Genomic DNA, 19545 nt, shown 5'->3' on the forward strand with positions numbered 1-19545 from the left:
CCTACCACTCCTTCTTTATTGATAAGCTCGTCCACGTAACTCTAGTAGATGATGCACTCCTAATTCATCAAGTACACCTTCTAATCGGTCAATAATTTTTGGACAAACATACGGATCTGTAAAGTTTGCTGTTCCAACTGCCACCGCACTTGCTCCTGCTGAAATAAAATCAATGACATCCCATTCATCCATAATACCACCCATTCCAATAATAGGGATTTGTACAGCTTGAGAAACTAAATAGACCATTCGAATGGCTACAGGCTTAATTGCTGGGCCAGATAATCCACCCGTTACGTTCGCAATAATGGGTTTTCCTGTTTTTCTATCTAAACGAATTCCAACTAATGTATTAATCATTGTAATTCCGTCTGCTCCACCTTCTTCAACGGCTTTTGCCATTGAAACAATATCCGTTACATTAGGAGATAATTTGACATAGACAGGTACGCTAGAAGCCGCTTTTACTTTTTCTGTTAATGTTCTGGCAACACATGGATCTGTTCCAAATTGAATTCCTCCATGTTTTACATTTGGACAAGAAATATTTAATTCTAATGCATGAACATTGGGAGCTTTACTAATATGTTCTGCAACATAAACATAGTCTTCAATTTCACTTCCTGCAACATTTGCAATAATTGGTACATCATATTTTTCTAAAGCTTTTAATTTAGTCTCCATTATTTCATGCACCCCTGGATTTTGTAACCCAATCGCATTCAACATTCCACTAGAAGTTTCTGCCACCCGAGGAGTTGGATTCCCAAATCGTGGTTCTTTTGTTGCTGCTTTAATCATAATGGCGCCTAATTTACTTAAATCATAAAAATGAGCATATTCTAAGCCAAATGCAAAGCAACCAGAGGCTGGCATAATAGGATTCTTCAAATCTAAACCTGGTAATTTCACTCTTAATCTCTCGCTCATCATTTCCTCCTATAGTGCTAACTCTCTTGTGTCATATACAGGCCCATCATAACAAACTCTTGAAATTGTACCGTCTTTTTTCTCGCAAACACAGGCATAACAAGCTCCTACCCCACAAGCCATTCGCTCTTCTAGGGATACATATCCCATTTTTTCCTCATCAATTTTAGTTAAGGCTTTTAACATGGCAAATGGTCCGCAACTAAAATATTTATGATAGTCTACTGCATATTTTTTTATAACATCTGTTACAAAACCTTTTTCACCATAACTACCATCAGCAGTTGCGATATACGTTGTACCTAGTTGTGCAAATTCATTTTCATAAAAAACATCTTTAATATTATTAAATCCTAATATATGAATCGTCTGGATTCCTTTTTTCTGAAATTGCTTCGCTAATTCATATAATGGAGGTACACCAATTCCACCACCAACAATCAGAGCTATTTGTCCTTCTTCTAAAACTTCTAAATCATATCCTTTTCCAAGTGGACCTAAAATATCTACTATTTCTCCTTCTTTTAATTCAGAGATAATCTTCGTTCCTGCACCATCTGCACGATAGACAATAACAAATGATTTTTTTTCATGATTAATTTCGCAAATGGAAATCGGTCTTCTTAATAGAAATTCATAACTATTATTAACTTTAATATTGACAAATTGCCCAGGTGTCGTCATTTCTTGAACGATGTCCCCCTGTAATTCCATTCGAAATATTTTATCCGCAATTTTTTCATTACTGATAACCCTTGTCATATAAGTATCCATACAAATACTCCTTTACCATTTTTCATTTGCTTATTAACTATTAAAATCATTCATTCCTTATAAATCGGTGAAAACTTCCTTATCTTGATACGCAATTCTTCCTTCACATAAAGTTAACACTGGAATCCCATATATTTTCTCACCAATATATGGAGTATTACGTCCTTTTGATAAAAATTGATTTGGATCAATCTCCATTGATTTTTCTAAATCAATAATGACTAAATCAGCGAATCCATTTTCTTTTAATCGACCATACGGCAATTCAAAGGTATCTGCTACATTTTCACTCATCTTCTTCACTAGAAAATCTAATGAAAAAACTCCTGGTTTAACGAATTTTGTATAAAGTTGACTAAAAGCTGTTTCACTACCGACTATTCCAAATGCTGCTTTTGTCATTGTTAATTCCTTTTCATATGGTGCATGAGGTGCATGGTCTGTAGCAATTACATCAATGGTTCCATCTAATAGTCCTGCAATTAAAGCATTGTGATCTTCAGCTGATCTTAATGGTGGATTCATTTTCCACATTCCATTGTCTTCTGGAATATCCATTTCATTACTTAATAAATGATGAGGACATACCTCACACGTCACTTTAATCCCAGCAGCTTTTGCATCTCTTACGACTCTGACAGATTCTTTTGTAGAAACATGACAAACATGGTAATGACAACCTGTTGCTTCTGCTAACAACACATCTCGAGCAATTTGAACACTTTCGCAAACAGATGGAATACCTGGCAATTGCAATTCTCTACTTCTTCTTCCACAGTGCATACAACCACCACGAATGAGTGAATTATCTTCACAATGAGCCACAATCGCTTTATCAAGACTTGCAGCAACTTTCATTGATTCAAACATCATATTCGCATCTTGAACGCCACGACCATCATCACTAAAGGCAAAAACGTAATTTGCTAATTCTTTAAAATCAGCATATTCCTTTCCTTGCTCTCCTTTTGTAATCGCTCCAAAAGGAATGGCACGAATCACTGAATCACGTTCAATAATATCTAATTGCAATTTTAAATTTTCATAACAATCTGGAACAGGATTTAAGTTCGGCATTGGCATTGCAGTCGTAAATCCACCACGTGCTGCAGCTCTTGATGCATGATAAATCGTTTCCTTATATTCAAAGCCCGGTTCTCTCCAGTGAACATGAACATCGATAAATCCAGGAGAAATAAATTTTCCTTTTAAATCTAGAACTTTTGCTTCAGTATTTTCAATTGAATCAGAAATTTGAATAATTTTTTTCCCATCAATTAAAAGATCTTTTTGAACTAAAACACCTTGTTCTAAAATTTGACCATTTTTTAAAAGTAACATTAGTTTCTCCTTTTTATAATTGATTATCTTTAATAATTTTTTCAATCATTGCTTGTCTCATAAACATTCCATTTTTCATTTGTTCAAAAATAACTGATTTTGGTGCTTCTACTAATTCAGATGCAATTTCTACATCTCGATTAACAGGAGCTGGGTGCATGACAATCGCTGTCTCTTTTAGCTTTTCATATCTTTGTGGTGTTAGTCCATATTGTTCATGGTATTCTTCTTTCGTTAAACCCATTTTTTCTGCATGTCTTTCATGTTGTACTCTTAATAGCATACATACATCTACTTCACCAATGACATCGTCAAAATCAACGACTTCTCCAAGAGTTTCATCTTTGTAAATATCCGGGCATACAAATCGAACTTTTGCTCCCAATCTTGTTAACATACGATAATTACTTTTAGCAACTCGAGAATTTTTAATATCTCCAGCAATAATGATATTTAAATTTTCAAATGTTCCAAATTTTTCATACATCGTCATTAAATCTAATAAACATTGGCTAGGATGTTCTCCACTACCATCTCCACCATTTAAAATCGGGATATTTAAATTTTTCAACTCTTCATAATAAGCATTTTGACTGTGACGAATCACTAATAGATTACAACCCAACATTTCTAAAGTTTTACAAGTATCGTATAATGTTTCACCTTTATTCACAGAAGAAGTTGCTACTTCAAAATTAATCACTTTTAATTTATGTTTATGCTCAGCAATCTCAAAACTATGTTTTGTACGAGTAGAATTTTCAAAAAACAGATTAGCAACATATAAGTCATCTCTAGATTCAACATGTTTTCCATTTTTTATTTCCAAACCTCGATGAATTAATTGGAAAACTTCCTCATTTGTTAAATCTCCCATTTTTACAATATTTTTCATACAACTTCCTCCTAATTATAAAAAAATACCTTGTAATCCATAGACTACAAGGTATGTTAAATTTAAGGTATTATTTGAATGGTGATGCAAAAACTCTATACTCAAATAAGCTTGTAACGTTAAATTCAATCCCTTGTTAGCCTCACTGGACTATTTTAAAAAGATACTGCATTTATTACATTTTGTTACGAAACATTACTCACTAGTAAAATCTTTTTGCGACATCAATTCCTTTCGTTCGAATGCTTTTATTTCACAGACATCCAACAATTTAAAATGAGTTGCTCATCAAAAGAATACTGTTTTTTATAAAAAAATAGCCTACTTATGTAAGTAGGTTCAGCCATAAAAAAACATCGTTTTCTATCATTAAATCTTTGCTGACCTCTCTGGATCACATTAAAGATGAGTTATTCAAATTGTCAACAGTATATATGAAAAATTCCTATTTGTCAATGGCTAAATTTTATTTTTTGAGGTGACAAGAGAAAATTTAGATGTAGCATTGGAGTAGGTCAGTTTTGCTGGCTACTGGCATCCTATGCTACATCAGAAAAAGTCTCCTTGCTAACGGACTCTCGTAAAATCACGTCAAATTAAAAAGACTTTTCGTCGTAGCAATCAAACATGAGATTCGCCATGCGAAGCTGCTGCCGTCCCTTGCTACATCAGATAAAGTCTTAATTTAATACTAATACCCTTTTTTGACCTTCCCATTCCAAGCATCATATCCATTTTTCAAAATGAAAATATTAGAATAACCTTTGCGTTTTAAACGATACGCTGCTCTTCCTGAAATCGTCATCCCTTGCTCATATAAATAAATCGGTTGATCTTTTCTTAATTCAAACATACGATCTTTAAATTGAGAATAAGGAATATTTCTAGCACCTAAAATATGCCCCGCTCTAAACTCATCCTTTTCACGCAAATCAATTAATTGACCATGACGTAAGTCTTTACTAAATTCCGTTGCATCTAAAGTTTCTGCTGCACTACGACGCATCCAAAATAATACCGCAATATACGCAACATATACTGCTAAAATAGTCCAAACAATCCAAAATAACATACACGATTACCTCTCTAATTATGATTTACCAATTAATACTAATGAAGCAGCTCCGATAACACCAGCATCATTTCCTAATTCAGCTAATGCTAAAACTGTTGAATCTTTAATTGGTGGGAAAACATTCTTCTCAAACTCTTCACGGACACCTTTTAATAAAAATTCTCCAGCAGCACTAACTCCACCACCAATGACAATTCTTGATGGATTTAAAATGTTTGCAATATGAGAACATGCTACACCTAAATATTCTGAAAAATGACGAATTACGATTAACGCCAACGTATCATTCTCTTTTGCTAAATCAAAAACATCTTTAGCAGTGACTTGTTGTCCATCATCAATTTTCGCTTTCAATTCAGAATCTCCAGCATATTTTTCTGCATAACGGCGAGTTAAATTCACAATTCCTGTTGCACTTGCTACAGTTTCTAAACACCCTTTTTTACCACATGTACAAGAGATTGGTTCTTCAAAATCAACTGCAATATGTCCTAGTTCGCCACCAGCACCACTAAATCCATGGATTAATTGGTTACCGGCAATGACTCCACCACCAACACCTGTTCCTAGTGTTACAAAAACAACATCTGGTTCATTATTTCCAGCACCAACCCATTTTTCACCTAGAGCAGCGACATTGGCATCATTATCAATATAAAATGATAAGCCTAATTCTGATTCAATTTGTTGTTTAATTGGTTGTAATGTTTTCCAGTTTAAATTATATGCACCAATAACAGTTCCTTCTTGGCGATTCACTACACCGGGAGAACCCATTCCAATTCCTAAAAAGTCATCTTTTGTTAAGCCTAATAGCGTTAGTTTATGTTTAATCGATTGAATAATATCTGGAACAATATGGCTTCCTTCATCTAAAATATTTGTTGGAATAGACCATTTTTCTTGAATTTCACCATTTTGCGTTAAAATAGCAAATTTAATTGAGGTTCCTCCTAAATCAATCCCGATAATTTTTTTATTCATATTCTTCACCTCATAAAACGTATTCATTTTATTTATAGTATATCAGTTAGTATACAGTTTTCATAGCATTTCTTTTCCTATTTCAATACCGATTTTAAACAATAAAATTGCAATTAGAATGTAAATAATCGCAAATAGTACTCTTTCATACATTTTAGTCACTCGGTCTCCTCTAAATGAAACAACTGATGCTATAACATAACCTCCTACTAATCCACCAAGATGACCCCAAAGATCTATAGTACTTGAAAATAAGCTTGTTATTAAATTCATCACTAATAATGCCATATATTGCATTCCTAATTCTTTAAAGGCATAAATATAACGATGTCTTGTTGATAAATAGAGCATCAGTCCAAATAAACCAAACAATGAAGTACTTGCCCCCGCTGATATATGCTGAGCGTTAAAAGCAAAACTGGCAAGATTTCCCATAATACCACTTAATAAGTAAATGACTAAAAATCTTCCATGACCAACAATACTTTCTAATTGATTTCCAAAGAAATAAAGAAATAAACTATTCATCGCAAAATGCTCAAGACCAATATGTAAAAATATCGGTGTGATAAAACGCCAATATTCATGAAATATAATAATAAATGCATTAGCTCTTGCTCCATAATAAACTAAAATTCCTGGATTCGTTGAACCACCCTTTAATGTCATAATAATAAACATGATAATTTGTATGAGTAAAAATAAATTAGAAAACGTTAAATTTTGTAAAATCGTTCTTTTATATCTCTCTTTTTTCCAATAATTCATTTGAATGAATCACTCCTTCTTTTGTAATAAGAATTTGAACCGTTTGATCAAATACTTCCACATTCCAAATAGCTTCATCATAAACTTGTTCCTGATAAGCTAAACTAATGGTAGAAAAGTTCTGTTGTTCTATGAAACGATCATAATAACCTCCACCAAATCCTAATCGTTCTCCTTTTTTAGAATAAGCCAATCCTGGAACAATGACTAAATCAATTTGCTCTTCATCCACCCAAATTGGTTGAATAGGCTCTTCTACTCCAAAGGAATTCTTTTGAAATTCAGTCTTTTCATCCCAAAATGCAAATTTCATTTGTCGATGTGGTAAAGTTACAGGAACTACAATTCTCTTATTCATTTTTCGAGCTAACTTTACAACTTTTTCCAATGAAAACTCGATAGGCATTGACTTCGTTAATGCAATAATTTTTGCTTTTTTCCATTCAGGAAGATGTCGTAAATAGTTTAATACCAATTCTTCTTGAGAGTTTCTTTTTTCTGCAGATAAGCGCAACAAATTTTCTTTTGCAATTTTTCTAGCATCTACTTTATCCATTTTTACTATTTCCATTATTTTTTACCTTTATCTTTCTTCGTCAAAGGTAAAGTAATTTTAAAAATAGAGCCATGATTTAATAAAGTTGTGACAGAAATTTCTCCGTCATAACTTTCTATTAATTCCTTAGCAATAGATAATCCTAAACCATTACCGCCTCTTTCTCTCGAACGAGCTTTATCGACACGATAAAATCTTGAGAAAACTTTTTTACGATCTTCCTCCGTCATTCCCATTCCAAAATCTTGAACAGCAATTTCTACATGCTCTTCACCTTTTGATAAACTTAAAATAATTTCTTTTCGATCAAGAGAATATTTCACAGCATTATCCATTAAAATAATGACTACTTGTTCTAAATGATTTAAATAAATAGGAATCCATAAATCACGCTTTAAATCATCATCAAATGTAAATGTAAATTCAGGATATAGCACTCTAAAATTATGCACCACTTGCTTGGCAACTTCAGTAACATTCGTTGTAGCATCTTTATATTGTTCTTTCACTTGAGGTGCACGAGATAAATCAAGCATTTCTTGTACTAATGTTTTCATTCTTTGTAACTCTACTAGTGAAGCTTGTAAAGATTCTTCTAAAACCTCTGGATCGTCTTTCCCCCATCGATTTAAAAGTTTTAAATGTCCTTCTACAATCGCTACAGGTGTTCTTAACTCATGAGAAACATCTTCAACGAAATGTTTTTGCTGTTCAATATAAAAACTAATCTTATCTAATAATTCATTAAAATGTTCAGAAACAATTGCAAATTCATCGTTCTTTTCTGAAACTTTGATTCGTTTCGTTGAAATATTTTCTTCACTAATAGATGAAATGATTTCTTGAATTTTTTTAATCGGTTTTGTCATTTGATTCGATAGTAAGTATCCTAAAACTATCGCAATAATTGCTGAAATAAAAAGAATCGACAGAACTAACTGATTTAACTCATCTTTTAGTTGTTTTAAATTATCTAATCGGTTTGTAATTGCTAAATACCCTATTAAAACTCTTGATTTGTTAGAAATGATAGGCATAGAAGTTTGAAAAATTGTTTGTCCATTTTTTAACTTCTTGACTTGATTCTTAGCTTCATTTCCAATAACTTCTCCATCATTCCAAGTTTGTGTTCTAAAGATCTCTTTTCGATTTGTTCCATAAACTTGTACATTGAACTGCTGATCATTAATATAAAATTTTTTTTGATAAACACTATCCTTATCTTTTTGATAACTATTATTTTGATTTAATGTAGCCACAATATTAGCTGAAGTAAGTGGAGCTTCGTATTCAGATAATTTTTCGCTTAATTGTTCTCTATATTTTTCCGTTAGAGCTATTTTTTGACTTTGATAATATTGGAGTTCAAATCCTAAAAATCCAACAGTCACTAATGTTAATAGTAAAAAAATAGTGGTCGAAATAATCAACCACCATTTTTTTCCAACGGAAGTTTCTTCATGTTTTTCTTTCATGATATCCTCCATTTAGACTTGATTAACGACGCATTACATAACCTGTTCCACGAACCGTTTGAATGTAACTTTCACGTCCTGGAATATCAATTTTATTTCTTAAATAACGAATATATACATCAATAACATTTGTTTCAACTTCCATCTTATATCCCCATACTTGGTTTAATAAAACTTCTCGAGAAAGAACAACATTAATATTTTCCATCAACATTAATAGTAATTCATACTCTCTCTTCGTTAAATCAATTAATTCACCATTACGACGCACTGTGCGATTTTCTTTTTCAATGACTAAATCTCGATATTCTAAAATCGTTTGCTTTTGTACTCTTGCTTCTTCTTCGATACTTAATCGTCTAAATAACGCACGAATTCTCGCTAAGATTTCCTCGATTTCAAACGGTTTGACAACATAGTCATCTGCTCCTTGATCTAATCCTGTTACTCGATCCATTACAGAATCTCTAGCTGTCATAATAATAATTGGTGTTTTCTTAACTTGACGTAATCGGCGGACTACTTCTAATCCATTTAATTCTGGTAACATTAAATCTAATAAAATAACATCCCAATCTTCATCTGTTGCTGCTTGTAAACCACTTCGTCCATCAAAACAAATTTTGGTTTCATATCCTTCATGTTGTAATTCTAATTCTACAAATCGTGCTAAATTTTTTTCGTCTTCAATAATTAAGATTCTTTGATTCATTGACATGGATACACCTCACCCTAATATTTTATAACATTCATTGTTATCATAACACATTCTTTGGTTTCATTATAGCCCTTCCAATAAAAAAACACCATCTTAACGAATTTCTTAAATTTTTAACCGAAGTAAATAGTAAAATTAGTTTAAAGTATTGAATCATACAAATTTTTCATAAAAAAAGGAGAATGAGCTATTCAACTTCATTCTCCCTTCTATGACTATTCTTCATCTAATAAATTTGTTTGACCTAAATCTTCAACTTCTTGAGAAATAACTTCTCCACCAATATTATAGTGAGCGCGAATTTTTTGTGTTAAAACATCAACAATTTCAGGATGTTCCGTTAAGTATTTCTTCGCATTTTCACGGCCTTGTCCAATCTTTTCATCATTATATGCATACCAAGCACCGCTCTTCTTCACTAAATCTAAATCAGAAGCCATATCTAAAATTTCTCCAATTTGAGAAATTCCTTCTCCATACATAATATCCACTTCAGCTGTTTTAAATGGTGGCGCAACTTTATTTTTCACTACTTTAATTTTAGTATGATTTCCTAAAATTTCTGCTCCATTTTTAATTTGATCACTACGACGAACATCTAAACGAATACTTGCATAGAATTTTAATGCACGACCACCAGGTGTTGTTTCTGGATTACCGAACATAATTCCAACTTTTTCACGTAATTGGTTAATAAAGATTGCAATTGTTTTCGTACGGTTAATTGTACCTGATAATTTACGAAGTGCTTGAGACATTAAACGAGCTTGAAGCCCCACATGAGATTGTCCCATATCTCCTTCAATTTCTGCACGTGGTACTAATGCAGCTACTGAGTCGACAATTACGATATCAACTGCACCTGAAGCCACTAATGCATCTGCAATTCCTAATCCTTGTTCACCAGTATCTGGTTGAGATAATAATAATTCTTCAATATTAACTCCTAATGCTCTTGCATATTCTGGATCTAAAGCATGCTCCGCATCAATAAATGCTGCTACTCCACCACGTTTTTGTACTTCCGCTACCGCATGTAAAGCAACTGTTGTTTTACCACTTGATTCAGGACCAAAAATTTCAATAATTCTTCCTTTAGGGTATCCACCTGCTCCTAATGCAATATCTAGTGCTAATGAACCTGAAGAAACAGTCTGAACTTGCGAATCAGCTTTTTCTCCTAATTTCATTACTGCACCTTTACCATAACTTTTTTCAATTTTTTTCAATGCATCATCTAATGCACGTTGACGATTTTCTTGATCTGCCATGTTAAACCTCCATGTCCTCTTAATTCATCCTTATCATACACTATACTTCATACTGAAAGCAAGAAAAACGAACATTTGTTCTGTTATTTTTTTAATAAATATTTTCTTAGCTCATTAAGTCCATATTGAACCGTATATTCTCTGTTACCATTACGATTTCTTGCTAAATGTAATTCTATTGTTTTCGTTTCTACCCCATCTGCTAATGAAACAAATACAGTTCCTACTTCTTTTCCTTCCATTGGTGATGGACCCGCTATTCCTGTAAAGGAAATTCCAAGATCACTACCAAATATTGTTCGTACATTTTCTGCCATTGCTTCGGCACACTCAGCACTGACCATTCCATATTTTTCTAATATTTCTTGAGAAACTTGTAATTGATTTTTCTTTATAGATTCTTGATAAGCAACACAAGAACCAAGTACATATTGTGAACTTCCTTCAACAGAAATTAATGTAGAAGAAAAAAGTCCTCCTGTTAAACTTTCTGCAGAAGCAATACTTAATCCACTATTTTTTAATAATTCACTTGTAATGGATAATAGTGTTTCATATTCTCCATGTCCATAAAAATATTCACGTTCAACGGACAATATTTTTTCTTCTAATTCATCTAATAACTGTTCACACTCTTCTTTTGTATCTCCATTTGCTGTTAATCGAAGAACAACTTCATACATTCCTGCGTATGGAGCAATTGTTGGATTCGTTTGTTCTTCAATTAATTGTTCTAAATCAGTGACTAATCTAGATTCTCCAATTCCAAAAAAACGTAAATATCTAGATACAAAAGTGCCTTCATTCGACACTTTTTCTTTTAAATATGGAATCGCCTCTTTTTCAAGCATCATTTTTAATTCACTTGGTGGACCTGGTAAAACAATAAAAATAGTTGAATCCGTTTCTACTGCTCCACCAATCGCTAACCCATTATGATTTTTAAAAACTGTTTCACCTTCAAAAGCCAATGCTTGAAGTCGGTTATTAGGGCTCATTGGACGATGAGATTGTTGATGGAAACGAATTATTTTATCCATTGCTTCTTCATCTTCTACTAATTCTCTTTGAACAAATTTCGCTAAAACTTGTTTTGTAATATCATCGGTTGTAGGGCCTAATCCGCCACTTAAAATAATTAAATCACTACGACTACTAGCTAGTTGAATACTTTCAAACATTCTTTCTGGATTATCTCCAACAGTTTGTTGGTAATAAGTTGGAATAGACAACTTTGCTAATTCTCTAGCAATAGTTGCACTATTTGTGTTAATCACTTGTCCCATTAATAATTCTGTACCGACTGTAATAATTTCTGCTTTCATACTTTCTACTCCTCATTTATAAAAAACAAAAGGCTGGGTAAATCCCAGCCTCCACCATTAAACAGAAAATGAATCTGCAAAAACATATTTATTTTTTATAAAGTAATCTACTCCTGAATAAACTGTTGCAACTAAACAAACATATAATAAAATCGTTCCAATTGAAAACGGCAATCCTTTTACTGGAAAATCATCAATCAATAAAAAGATAATCGCTAACATTTGCGTTGCTGTTTTAACTTTTCCAGGCCATGCTGCTGCAAGTACTTCACCATCATTCACTAATAATAAACGAAGTCCTGTTACAGCTAATTCTCTACATACAATCACTGCTACAATCCACATTGGAATGACACCAGCTCCTACTAATGTAATAAAAGCCGTCATCACTAATAATTTATCTGCTAAAGGATCGGCAAATTTTCCAAAATTTGTAATTAAGTGATATTTTCTAGCTAAATATCCATCTAAAAAATCTGTAATACTAGCAATCGTAAAAATAAGCATTGCCAGTACCCAACTAACACTTAAGTTTGAATGAAAAACATTCACGATTCCTAAACCATCTTTTGGAAAACACATTATTAGTAAAAACAATGGAATCATAACAATGCGAGCAATGGTTAATCGATTGGCAATATTCATGCTATTTCCTCTATTCCACTGTAATATAAATGGCTGTAGCACTTACTCCATCAGGAATTTGAATTTCTTGTCCTGCTAAAGTAATGGTACCAACTGGTGTATAACCAAAGTTTAAAACAATTGAATTTGTTCCTTCAGGAATTGATCCTACTAATTGTTGTCCTGTTGTAGGAGCACCATCAGCTACAACTTTTTGATTTGCAGTAATTCTTGCCCATAATTGTGTTCTTGCACGGTTTGTGACTACTAAATTCGCAGGAAATTCAGCTAATTTTGCTGTGTAATATAATGAATTTCCATTTGCATAAGAATAACGAATCGTTGTTTCTTTTATTTCTTTTGTAGTCGTTGTTGATTGTGTAGTTTCCGCCACAGTTGTTTCTTCTGCTTTCTCAGCTGTTGTTGTATTTTGAGCTGTTACAGTTGTAGCAACTGCTGCTGGCTTCGGAGTTGAACGTTTATTCAATAATGACTGTGCAATCGCAAATACAATTGCTACAGCTAACATTCCTAATAAAATTGTAGGTAAATAATTTTTAAATTGTCCCCAAGCTTTTGTAACAGAAGTTTGTGCCTCTCTATTATTTGATAAACGACTTGAGATGAATTTTTTATCTGCTAATACAGATTCTTCCTCTGGAATTCCTCCAGGATTTTTTGGAGTTTCTAATTGGAATTCTTCCAACAAACGAACACCATCTACCCCAACTGTTTCTGCAACTTGTTTAATAAATGCTCGAGTATAAAAGTCTCCAGGCATTAAATCGAAATCATTTTCTTCGATTGCAATTAAATATTTTTTTTGAATTTTTGTAATTTGTTGCAAGTCATCTAAAGTATATCCTTTTAACTGACGAGCACGTTTTAAGATTTCTCCAATTGTTTGTTCCATTTAACCACCAACTTTTCATATTATCATGAAAAGTATACCATAGATTGCATATGAAACAAACTCATTCACTGTGTTTTTTCGTTAACTTTCTTCTCATTAAATACAAGATAAACTTTTTCAGAACGAGTGGAACCATTTTTTAAATGAGCACTTAAATCAAAAACTTTACTTTTTTCATCCCATTTAATTTCTACAATTCCAGTCGAAAAGTCTATTTTCGTAGGAAAAATCATTTCATTATCTTTTACTTCTAAATGACTATCTAAATTTTGAGTTGTTAATTCTAACATTATTTTCAGTTGATACGTATCACGGAGTAATCGATACTGATTCGCATTTGCGACTCTAATTTGATAGAAAGCAACCGTTACTAAACTTGTAATAAATAGTAAAGCTAAGAAAGGAACTACTAAACTAGCTTTTATCTTTTGATGTTTTATTAGATTTTTTATCATGAGAGTCCTCCTTTTTATGACCTTCTTTACTCGAAGTGGATTCCTCTTTTTGAATGACTTCTTTTTCAAGTGAAATAACACGATTCCCTGGAATAAAATATGTTTCAAATTTTTCGTTATTTCGTAAGATTCCTTTCAGACGCACTCCAGCTTTTTCACTATGAAGAAACATTTTTTCATATCCAATTAATAATGGATGGTAGCCTTTATCTTTACTAATCCATAAAATTGTTTTTACATTTTCATCATCTGGTTTTGCTCTAACTTCATAATTCCCTTCTTTGACAGTTCGTTGATTTACAAATTCAATCAACTCAGGGTTATTATTTTTTGCATAACCTTGTAAGTGAGTATCTATTTGTGTTGTCATCAAATGCCATTCTATATAATTAGGGACTTCCAATTTATTTTGCACTTTTAATAATACTTGATAAACTCCACTAATTAATAGAATACTAACTGCAAAAATCGCTAAAGCCATTAATTGCTCAATGAGTAGAAATGCTGACTTTTTCCGTTGAATCCATTCTTTCAATTCGAACCACCTCCTCCTGATTACAAGAAATGTGCACAGAAGTTACTGGAGTTTTTGAATTGATTTTTTTCAAATGTGTGACTTCTTTATTTTTATACTCGGAATTTTTTGGAGAGTCTTTTTTTGATGAAGTATTATTTTCTGAGTTTGAGGTAGAACTCTTTGATATAGTATTTTCTTCTATATAGCTTACTGGAGGTCTACTTTCATGTAACTTCATCAATTGTTTCGAGTATTCATTTAAGATGCATTTATGCTGCTGTTCTCTTTTTACGGAATCGCCTAATACAAACGAAAGTAATAATACGGTTAAAGTCGCAATCATTAAGGCTAGTAAAGCTTCTACAAATGCATATGCTTTAATTTTTTGAAACTTTAACATAGTATCTACCTCCTCCTAATTGAAATGTAAACTTATAGGAATACTTTTTACTATTAAAAGTAATTTTTGAGAACTCTTTAAAGGTGGTAATATTCCCTGTTTCCCCTTTATATTCAACAATAGGAATCCCTGAAGTAGAAATATTTTTTGGTATCTCTCTAACTACATTTAAATGTTCATTTCCTGGACAAGATAACTGATAGAAATTTTTATCAGGAGTATTTATTTCTAAATAAGAATATTTCCCAGTAGCCTGTGCACTCGCCTGTACCAATTTCAAATCATTCTCGAACTGCTTTATAAATACTCTTTCTTGATATGTTTCTCCAAAATCCTCTATAGCTGGAGGAACTAACCATAATAAGATAAGTAGAATACTGAGAGAAACGAGTAATTCTACTAAAGTAAATGCATGAGCTTTCATTATTATTCCTCCAACTCATTAATTATCGAGAATTAGTTGCAGCTTTATTTGTTGTCTTATTATAGGAATCTAATTGTTCTTGAGTAATATATCCATTATCCTTTAATGTTTGAGCATTTGGTTTTTCTTTTACATTTTTATCTAATTGATACAATTCCTGTTGATTTTCAATGACTTTCACAATCGCGGCGTCCGATTTCTTTTGTGCCTCTTCTCTTTGTTTAGCAATATTAGGAATAATGAGTAACATCATCAGCCCAATAATAAATAGACAAATGAGTAATTCAATTAATGTAAAAGCTTTTTTCTTTTTGATTAATTTTTTCATTTTAATTTCCTCCAATCATTGTTAACGTTGGTAACATTAAAATAATGTACATTGACATAATCATTAGCCCAATTCCAATAAATAAAACTGGCTGAACAAGCATTATTTTCTTTTCCAGTGTTCCTTTAAAATCTTCAAATGAATTTTTGGAAAATTGGCGTAATTTAATGTCTAATTGATGAGTTAGTTCTCCTTGTACAATTAGTAAAATAAGTGGTTGTTGAAATAACTTCAATTGATCAATCGCCGCTGCAAATGAAATTCCTTTTTGCATTTCACTTTCAATAAATTCAGCAATAGCCTTTGTTAATGGACTTGTACCTGCTTGTTTCATCTGTTCAATCATTTGCAGTAATGACTGTCCATTTCCTAAAAAATAGGCAAATTCTCTAGCATATAAAAATGTGTAATATTGACGAACTATGCTTCCTACAATGGGTAGGTGAATTAATAAGCGTAGACGTCTCAAAATTGTTTTATTTTTCCAATATACATATACTATACCTGCTACAATCCCTATAAACAGACTGACTCCTAAAACAATCCAAGGTAAATGAACAAAACCATTCCATATCAAATAAAGCATCATATGGTCTTTAATACTCTCTACTTGAACCATCGATTGTAGCTGCCCTAAAAGTAAATAACGAATTGCAGCAACCATACAAACTAAAAACACAATTAAAATACATGGATACATTAATACTTGGCGTAATTTTTTTAATTGTTGATCCTTTTGATCTAAATATTGTCCAATCGTTCGACAAGATAGTGCAAAAGCACCTGTCGACATGGATAAATATATTTGCGAACAAATCGAATCAGAATAGCCTACAAGATGTAAAACTTCATCAAATCTCTCACCCATCAATAATTGTTCCATCATTTTACTAATCACATGTTCTTGTTTTGGAATGAGTAATTTAGCAAATGCCAATGTTTCCTGTAAAGTGAAGCCCTCTTCTAATAATTCTCCTACTTGGGTTAAAAACAAAGCCTGTGTTTTGTTAGACCATTTCTTAATAGATTTTGTAGGCTTCGAAACTTTCTTTTGAAATATATCCAAGCGCATAAGCTTTCCTCAACTTTCTATTAAAAGGATGTAACAGTGGATTCAAAAATTCTTCTTCTTGAATTAAATGCTGCAATGAAATTCCGTATGCAATATCAAATAAAGTAGCCTTTTTCTTTGAAAGAGGAATATGATTACAATGAAAGCAACAACGACTCTGACAAAGAGAACAATATCTTGGTACTAAACGTTGTGCCACTACTGCAACTAATGTTTGCCTTAATAAATCTTTTGTAATGCCTAACTCCTCTAATCTTGAAATAACTCCTTTACAATCTTTTGCATGAACTGTCGCTAACATTAAATGTCCTGTTAAGGCCCCGCGAATAACCATTTTTGCAGTCATTTCATCACGAATTTCTCCGATTAGCATCATATCAGGATGATGTCTTAGTGAACTTTTGATTAGTAATTCATACGTAATTCCTGCTTTTTCATTAATTTCTGTTTGTAAAAATAAAGGTTCACTCATTTCAACTGGCTCTTCCATTGTGATAACTTGTAAATTTGTATCACTAACACGATTTCTTAACAGGTGATACATTGTTGTCGTTTTTCCGGAGCTGACAGGTCCTGAAAATAATATTAGCCCACTCTTGTAATGCAACATTGTTTGAAGAAGCTCAATATCTTTTGAAAAATAGGTGGATACTTCTCCAGATTTTTTCTCATCCATCGATAAATGTAATAAACGAATCACAACGGACGTTTGCATTTTAAAGTTTGTAATCACTGATAAACGTAATTCAATGCTTGTTCCATTCGTTAATTCATATTTCATTGCACCACTTTGTGGTCTACGCTTTTCCCCTACATCCATTCCAGACCGATACTTTACAAAAGTAATCCACCGATTAGCGGTATCCGAATCAATAGTCTTTAGTAAGGATAATTGCTCTCCATCTCGTAAATAAAAACGATACTCCTCACCAAAAGGCAGTAAATGAATGTCATCAATGCGAAATTGCAGTGCTGCCAATAAAATTTCATTCGTTAGCTCCTCCATTTTTCTCCCTCCTTTATTAAAAATTGACTAGTCACCTTATATATACGCAAAAAAGTCGAGAAAATATTTTTTTCTCGACTTTTTTTGTTATTTTTTTAAAAATCCTAATAATGCTCCAAAAATCCCTCCGAAACTATCTAAAACAACATCTTGTATTAATGGAGTTCTTCCCGGAGTTAAGCCTTGGTGAAATTCATCTGTAATTGCATATAAAACAGTAATAAAAATCGCAATCATTAAACTCCAACCACGATTTTTCAAATGAATTTTTAGTCCTCTAGACCAGTGATATCCAATGAAATAATAAACTAAGAAATGAGCTCCCTTACGAATAAAAAATTCAAGAAATTGAGCATATCCTAAACTTGGAATACTAATTACTTTTCCTGCATACGTAAAATGAATTTTTGATAGCATTTCTGAAAAAGGTTGAAATGGTAAAGTTGTCTGTATGTTTGAAACAAGCGATTGATCATGATAAGGCATTGAAGAACTATAAAATATAATCCCCATTAATACAATTGCAATAATAATCGATACTGTTCCTCTAGTGGTTCTTGTCATAGAATCCCTCCTATTTACTAGAATAAATTCATTATTAGCTACCATATATAAATTGTCAAGCGATTTTAGAAAAACAAAAACTCTTACTATAACATCCGTTACAATAAGAGTTTTACTTTACAATTAAGCTTGAACTGGTAATTCTTCTCCAATCGCTGCTAAGCGTTCCATTACTTCTGCAGGAGTTAATCCTTTAGCAGCAACATAACGGTTTCTTGGGTGAACACGGCATTCATGACTGCATCCCCCGATATATTTTGCTTCATTTTCTTCTGAAGTTAAAATTTGACGGTTACATTCAGGATTTGCACAGTTTACATAACGCTCACATGGAGTTCCATCGAACCAATCTTTTCCGATTACAACTGGATTTACATGGTTGATATCTACTGCAATACGTTCATCGAAAACATACATTTTTCCATCCCATAATTCGCCTTGTACTTCTGGGTCTTTACCATAAGTCGCAATACCACCGTGTAATTGACCTACATCTTTATACCCTTCACGAACCATCCATCCTGAGAATTTCTCACAACGAACTCCACCTGTACAATATACAACTACTCGTTTGTCCATGAATTTTTCTTTATTATCACGAACCCATTGTGGTAATTCACGGAAGTTACGAATGTCTGGACGAATCGCTCCACGGAAATGACCTAAATCAAATTCATAATCATTTCGTGTATCTAAAACAACTGTATTTTCATCTAATAAAGCTTCTTTAAATTCTTTAGGAGATAAATAAGCTCCAGTTGTTTCTAAAGGATTAATGTCATTATCGAAATCATTATCTTCTAATCCTAAATGAACGATTTCTTTTTTATAACGAACAAACATTTTTTTGAAAGCTTGTTCATCTTCTTCATCAATTTTGAACCATAAGTCTTCCATTCCTGGTAAAGAATGAACATAGTCCATATATTTTTGAGTTGTTTCATAATCTCCTGAAACAGTTCCATTAATTCCTTCATCAGCGACTAAAATACGTCCTTTTAGTCCGATTGATTTACAAAATTCCAAATGATCTGCAGCAAATTGTGCTCCATTCTCAATTGGTACATATTTATAGTACAATAGTACTCGAATTTTTTTTGACATAAACTACCTCCAAAGTAATTTCTTAA

Annotated in this window: 23 protein-coding genes; all 23 read right to left on the minus strand. The window is 32.4% G+C overall.

Going from position 1 to position 19545, the window contains the following annotated elements; translation table 11 throughout:
* Window positions 1-15: 15 nt before the first annotated feature.
* The 23 genes from HMPREF0446_RS05480 to trhO all read right to left on the minus strand — a co-directional run bounded on the left by HMPREF0446_RS05480 (window position 16) and on the right by trhO (window position 19519).
* Window positions 16-930: a dihydroorotate dehydrogenase gene (locus HMPREF0446_RS05480; RefSeq protein WP_006702390.1), complete on the minus strand. Its 915-nt coding sequence runs from the start codon at window positions 928-930 to the stop codon at window positions 16-18.
* Window positions 931-939: 9 nt separating this feature from the next.
* Window positions 940-1704, minus strand: coding sequence for a dihydroorotate dehydrogenase electron transfer subunit (locus HMPREF0446_RS05485; RefSeq protein WP_006702389.1), 765 nt, complete (start codon window positions 1702-1704; stop codon window positions 940-942).
* A gap of 57 nt (window positions 1705-1761) precedes the next feature.
* Window positions 1762-3045 carry a dihydroorotase gene (locus HMPREF0446_RS05490; protein ID WP_006702388.1) on the minus strand — a complete coding sequence of 428 codons (1284 nt, stop codon included), beginning with the start codon at window positions 3043-3045 and terminating at the stop codon, window positions 1762-1764.
* Window positions 3046-3058: 13 nt separating this feature from the next.
* Window positions 3059-3940, minus strand: coding sequence for an aspartate carbamoyltransferase catalytic subunit (locus tag HMPREF0446_RS05495; protein WP_006702387.1), 882 nt, complete (start codon window positions 3938-3940; stop codon window positions 3059-3061).
* A 691-nt stretch (window positions 3941-4631) separates the two neighbouring features.
* On the minus strand, window positions 4632-5012 hold the full coding sequence (locus tag HMPREF0446_RS05500; RefSeq protein WP_006702386.1) for a rhodanese-like domain-containing protein: 381 nt from the start codon (window positions 5010-5012) through the stop codon (window positions 4632-4634).
* A gap of 18 nt (window positions 5013-5030) precedes the next feature.
* The gene (locus HMPREF0446_RS05505; RefSeq protein ID WP_020991389.1) at window positions 5031-5999 is read right to left on the minus strand and encodes an ROK family glucokinase; all 969 of its coding nucleotides are present in this window, start codon (window positions 5997-5999) and stop codon (window positions 5031-5033) included.
* A gap of 60 nt (window positions 6000-6059) precedes the next feature.
* Window positions 6060-6767 carry a rhomboid family intramembrane serine protease gene (locus HMPREF0446_RS05510; protein WP_006702384.1) on the minus strand — a complete coding sequence of 236 codons (708 nt, stop codon included), beginning with the start codon at window positions 6765-6767 and terminating at the stop codon, window positions 6060-6062.
* Window positions 6739-7338, minus strand: a complete 600-nt coding sequence (locus tag HMPREF0446_RS05515; protein WP_006702383.1) for a 5-formyltetrahydrofolate cyclo-ligase — start codon at window positions 7336-7338, stop codon at window positions 6739-6741. Before HMPREF0446_RS05515 ends, HMPREF0446_RS05510 begins: the two co-directional genes overlap by 29 nt.
* Complete coding sequence (locus tag HMPREF0446_RS05520; protein WP_006702382.1) at window positions 7338-8798, minus strand: sensor histidine kinase; 1461 nt, start codon at window positions 8796-8798, stop codon at window positions 7338-7340. The genes HMPREF0446_RS05515 and HMPREF0446_RS05520 overlap by 1 nt, the downstream gene beginning before the upstream one ends.
* Before the next feature lie 22 nt (window positions 8799-8820).
* The gene (locus tag HMPREF0446_RS05525; RefSeq protein ID WP_006702381.1) at window positions 8821-9516 is read right to left on the minus strand and encodes a response regulator transcription factor; all 696 of its coding nucleotides are present in this window, start codon (window positions 9514-9516) and stop codon (window positions 8821-8823) included.
* 215 nt (window positions 9517-9731) lie between these two features.
* On the minus strand, window positions 9732-10787 hold the full coding sequence (gene recA, locus HMPREF0446_RS05530) for a recombinase RecA (RefSeq protein WP_006702380.1): 1056 nt from the start codon (window positions 10785-10787) through the stop codon (window positions 9732-9734).
* A gap of 83 nt (window positions 10788-10870) precedes the next feature.
* Entirely contained in the window at window positions 10871-12112 is a 1242-nt protein-coding gene (locus HMPREF0446_RS05535) for a competence/damage-inducible protein A (protein WP_006702379.1), read from the minus strand.
* A gap of 57 nt (window positions 12113-12169) precedes the next feature.
* Window positions 12170-12757 carry a CDP-diacylglycerol--glycerol-3-phosphate 3-phosphatidyltransferase gene (gene pgsA / locus HMPREF0446_RS05540; protein ID WP_006702378.1) on the minus strand — a complete coding sequence of 196 codons (588 nt, stop codon included), beginning with the start codon at window positions 12755-12757 and terminating at the stop codon, window positions 12170-12172.
* A 10-nt stretch (window positions 12758-12767) separates the two neighbouring features.
* Window positions 12768-13649, minus strand: a complete 882-nt coding sequence (locus tag HMPREF0446_RS08825) for a helix-turn-helix domain-containing protein (RefSeq protein WP_006702377.1) — start codon at window positions 13647-13649, stop codon at window positions 12768-12770.
* A gap of 65 nt (window positions 13650-13714) precedes the next feature.
* Complete coding sequence (locus HMPREF0446_RS05550; protein ID WP_006702376.1) at window positions 13715-14104, minus strand: hypothetical protein; 390 nt, start codon at window positions 14102-14104, stop codon at window positions 13715-13717.
* The gene (locus tag HMPREF0446_RS05555) at window positions 14064-14639 is read right to left on the minus strand and encodes a hypothetical protein (protein ID WP_006702375.1); all 576 of its coding nucleotides are present in this window, start codon (window positions 14637-14639) and stop codon (window positions 14064-14066) included. Before HMPREF0446_RS05555 ends, HMPREF0446_RS05550 begins: the two co-directional genes overlap by 41 nt.
* The gene (locus tag HMPREF0446_RS05560) at window positions 14593-15021 is read right to left on the minus strand and encodes a hypothetical protein (RefSeq protein WP_006702374.1); all 429 of its coding nucleotides are present in this window, start codon (window positions 15019-15021) and stop codon (window positions 14593-14595) included. Before HMPREF0446_RS05560 ends, HMPREF0446_RS05555 begins: the two co-directional genes overlap by 47 nt.
* A complete protein-coding gene (gene comGD, locus HMPREF0446_RS05565; RefSeq protein WP_006702373.1) occupies window positions 14999-15445 on the minus strand; it encodes a competence type IV pilus minor pilin ComGD in 447 nt (148 codons plus the stop codon). Before comGD ends, HMPREF0446_RS05560 begins: the two co-directional genes overlap by 23 nt.
* A 22-nt stretch (window positions 15446-15467) precedes the next feature.
* Window positions 15468-15773, minus strand: coding sequence for a competence type IV pilus major pilin ComGC (gene comGC, locus HMPREF0446_RS05570; protein ID WP_006702372.1), 306 nt, complete (start codon window positions 15771-15773; stop codon window positions 15468-15470).
* A gap of 1 nt (window position 15774) precedes the next feature.
* Window positions 15775-16839 (minus strand): competence type IV pilus assembly protein ComGB, encoded by a 1065-nt coding sequence (gene comGB, locus HMPREF0446_RS05575; RefSeq protein ID WP_169816067.1) that lies wholly within the window; start codon window positions 16837-16839, stop codon window positions 15775-15777.
* A complete protein-coding gene (gene comGA / locus HMPREF0446_RS05580) occupies window positions 16793-17851 on the minus strand; it encodes a competence type IV pilus ATPase ComGA (protein WP_006702370.1) in 1059 nt (352 codons plus the stop codon). The genes comGB and comGA overlap by 47 nt, the downstream gene beginning before the upstream one ends.
* Before the next feature lie 87 nt (window positions 17852-17938).
* Window positions 17939-18415 carry a VanZ family protein gene (locus HMPREF0446_RS05585; protein ID WP_020991391.1) on the minus strand — a complete coding sequence of 159 codons (477 nt, stop codon included), beginning with the start codon at window positions 18413-18415 and terminating at the stop codon, window positions 17939-17941.
* 123 nt (window positions 18416-18538) lie between these two features.
* The gene (trhO, locus tag HMPREF0446_RS05590; RefSeq protein WP_006702368.1) at window positions 18539-19519 is read right to left on the minus strand and encodes an oxygen-dependent tRNA uridine(34) hydroxylase TrhO; all 981 of its coding nucleotides are present in this window, start codon (window positions 19517-19519) and stop codon (window positions 18539-18541) included.
* Window positions 19520-19545 lie beyond the last annotated feature (26 nt).

The sequence above is a fragment of the Granulicatella elegans ATCC 700633 genome, from assembly GCF_000162475.2.
GTDB lineage: Bacteria > Bacillota > Bacilli > Lactobacillales > Aerococcaceae > Granulicatella > Granulicatella elegans.

Bases quoted from the DNA above. Each gene is read 5' to 3' on its own strand.
- pgsA (WP_006702378.1), bottom strand. From the start codon at position 12,757: ATGAATATTGCCAATCGATTAACCATTGCTCGCATTGTTATGATTCCA.
- HMPREF0446_RS05560 (WP_006702374.1), bottom strand. From the start codon at position 15,021: ATGTTAAAGTTTCAAAAAATTAAAGCATATGCATTTGTAGAAGCTTTA.
- HMPREF0446_RS05510 (WP_006702384.1), bottom strand. From the start codon at position 6,767: ATGAATTATTGGAAAAAAGAGAGATATAAAAGAACGATTTTACAAAAT.
- HMPREF0446_RS05535 (WP_006702379.1), bottom strand. From the start codon at position 12,112: ATGAAAGCAGAAATTATTACAGTCGGTACAGAATTATTAATGGGACAA.
- HMPREF0446_RS05520 (WP_006702382.1), bottom strand. From the start codon at position 8,798: ATGAAAGAAAAACATGAAGAAACTTCCGTTGGAAAAAAATGGTGGTTG.
- trhO (WP_006702368.1), bottom strand. From the start codon at position 19,519: ATGTCAAAAAAAATTCGAGTACTATTGTACTATAAATATGTACCAATT.
- comGC (WP_006702372.1), bottom strand. From the start codon at position 15,773: ATGAAAAAATTAATCAAAAAGAAAAAAGCTTTTACATTAATTGAATTA.
- HMPREF0446_RS05505 (WP_020991389.1), bottom strand. From the start codon at position 5,999: ATGAATAAAAAAATTATCGGGATTGATTTAGGAGGAACCTCAATTAAA.
- HMPREF0446_RS05480 (WP_006702390.1), bottom strand. From the start codon at position 930: ATGAGCGAGAGATTAAGAGTGAAATTACCAGGTTTAGATTTGAAGAAT.
- HMPREF0446_RS05500 (WP_006702386.1), bottom strand. From the start codon at position 5,012: ATGTTATTTTGGATTGTTTGGACTATTTTAGCAGTATATGTTGCGTAT.
- HMPREF0446_RS05495 (WP_006702387.1), bottom strand. From the start codon at position 3,940: ATGAAAAATATTGTAAAAATGGGAGATTTAACAAATGAGGAAGTTTTC.
- HMPREF0446_RS05490 (WP_006702388.1), bottom strand. From the start codon at position 3,045: ATGTTACTTTTAAAAAATGGTCAAATTTTAGAACAAGGTGTTTTAGTT.
- HMPREF0446_RS08825 (WP_006702377.1), bottom strand. From the start codon at position 13,649: ATGGAACAAACAATTGGAGAAATCTTAAAACGTGCTCGTCAGTTAAAA.
- HMPREF0446_RS05485 (WP_006702389.1), bottom strand. From the start codon at position 1,704: ATGGATACTTATATGACAAGGGTTATCAGTAATGAAAAAATTGCGGAT.
- comGA (WP_006702370.1), bottom strand. From the start codon at position 17,851: ATGGAGGAGCTAACGAATGAAATTTTATTGGCAGCACTGCAATTTCGC.
- comGD (WP_006702373.1), bottom strand. From the start codon at position 15,445: ATGAAAGCTCATGCATTTACTTTAGTAGAATTACTCGTTTCTCTCAGT.
- HMPREF0446_RS05515 (WP_006702383.1), bottom strand. From the start codon at position 7,338: ATGGAAATAGTAAAAATGGATAAAGTAGATGCTAGAAAAATTGCAAAA.
- HMPREF0446_RS05525 (WP_006702381.1), bottom strand. From the start codon at position 9,516: ATGTCAATGAATCAAAGAATCTTAATTATTGAAGACGAAAAAAATTTA.
- HMPREF0446_RS05550 (WP_006702376.1), bottom strand. From the start codon at position 14,104: ATGATAAAAAATCTAATAAAACATCAAAAGATAAAAGCTAGTTTAGTA.
- HMPREF0446_RS05585 (WP_020991391.1), bottom strand. From the start codon at position 18,415: ATGACAAGAACCACTAGAGGAACAGTATCGATTATTATTGCAATTGTA.
- recA (WP_006702380.1), bottom strand. From the start codon at position 10,787: ATGGCAGATCAAGAAAATCGTCAACGTGCATTAGATGATGCATTGAAA.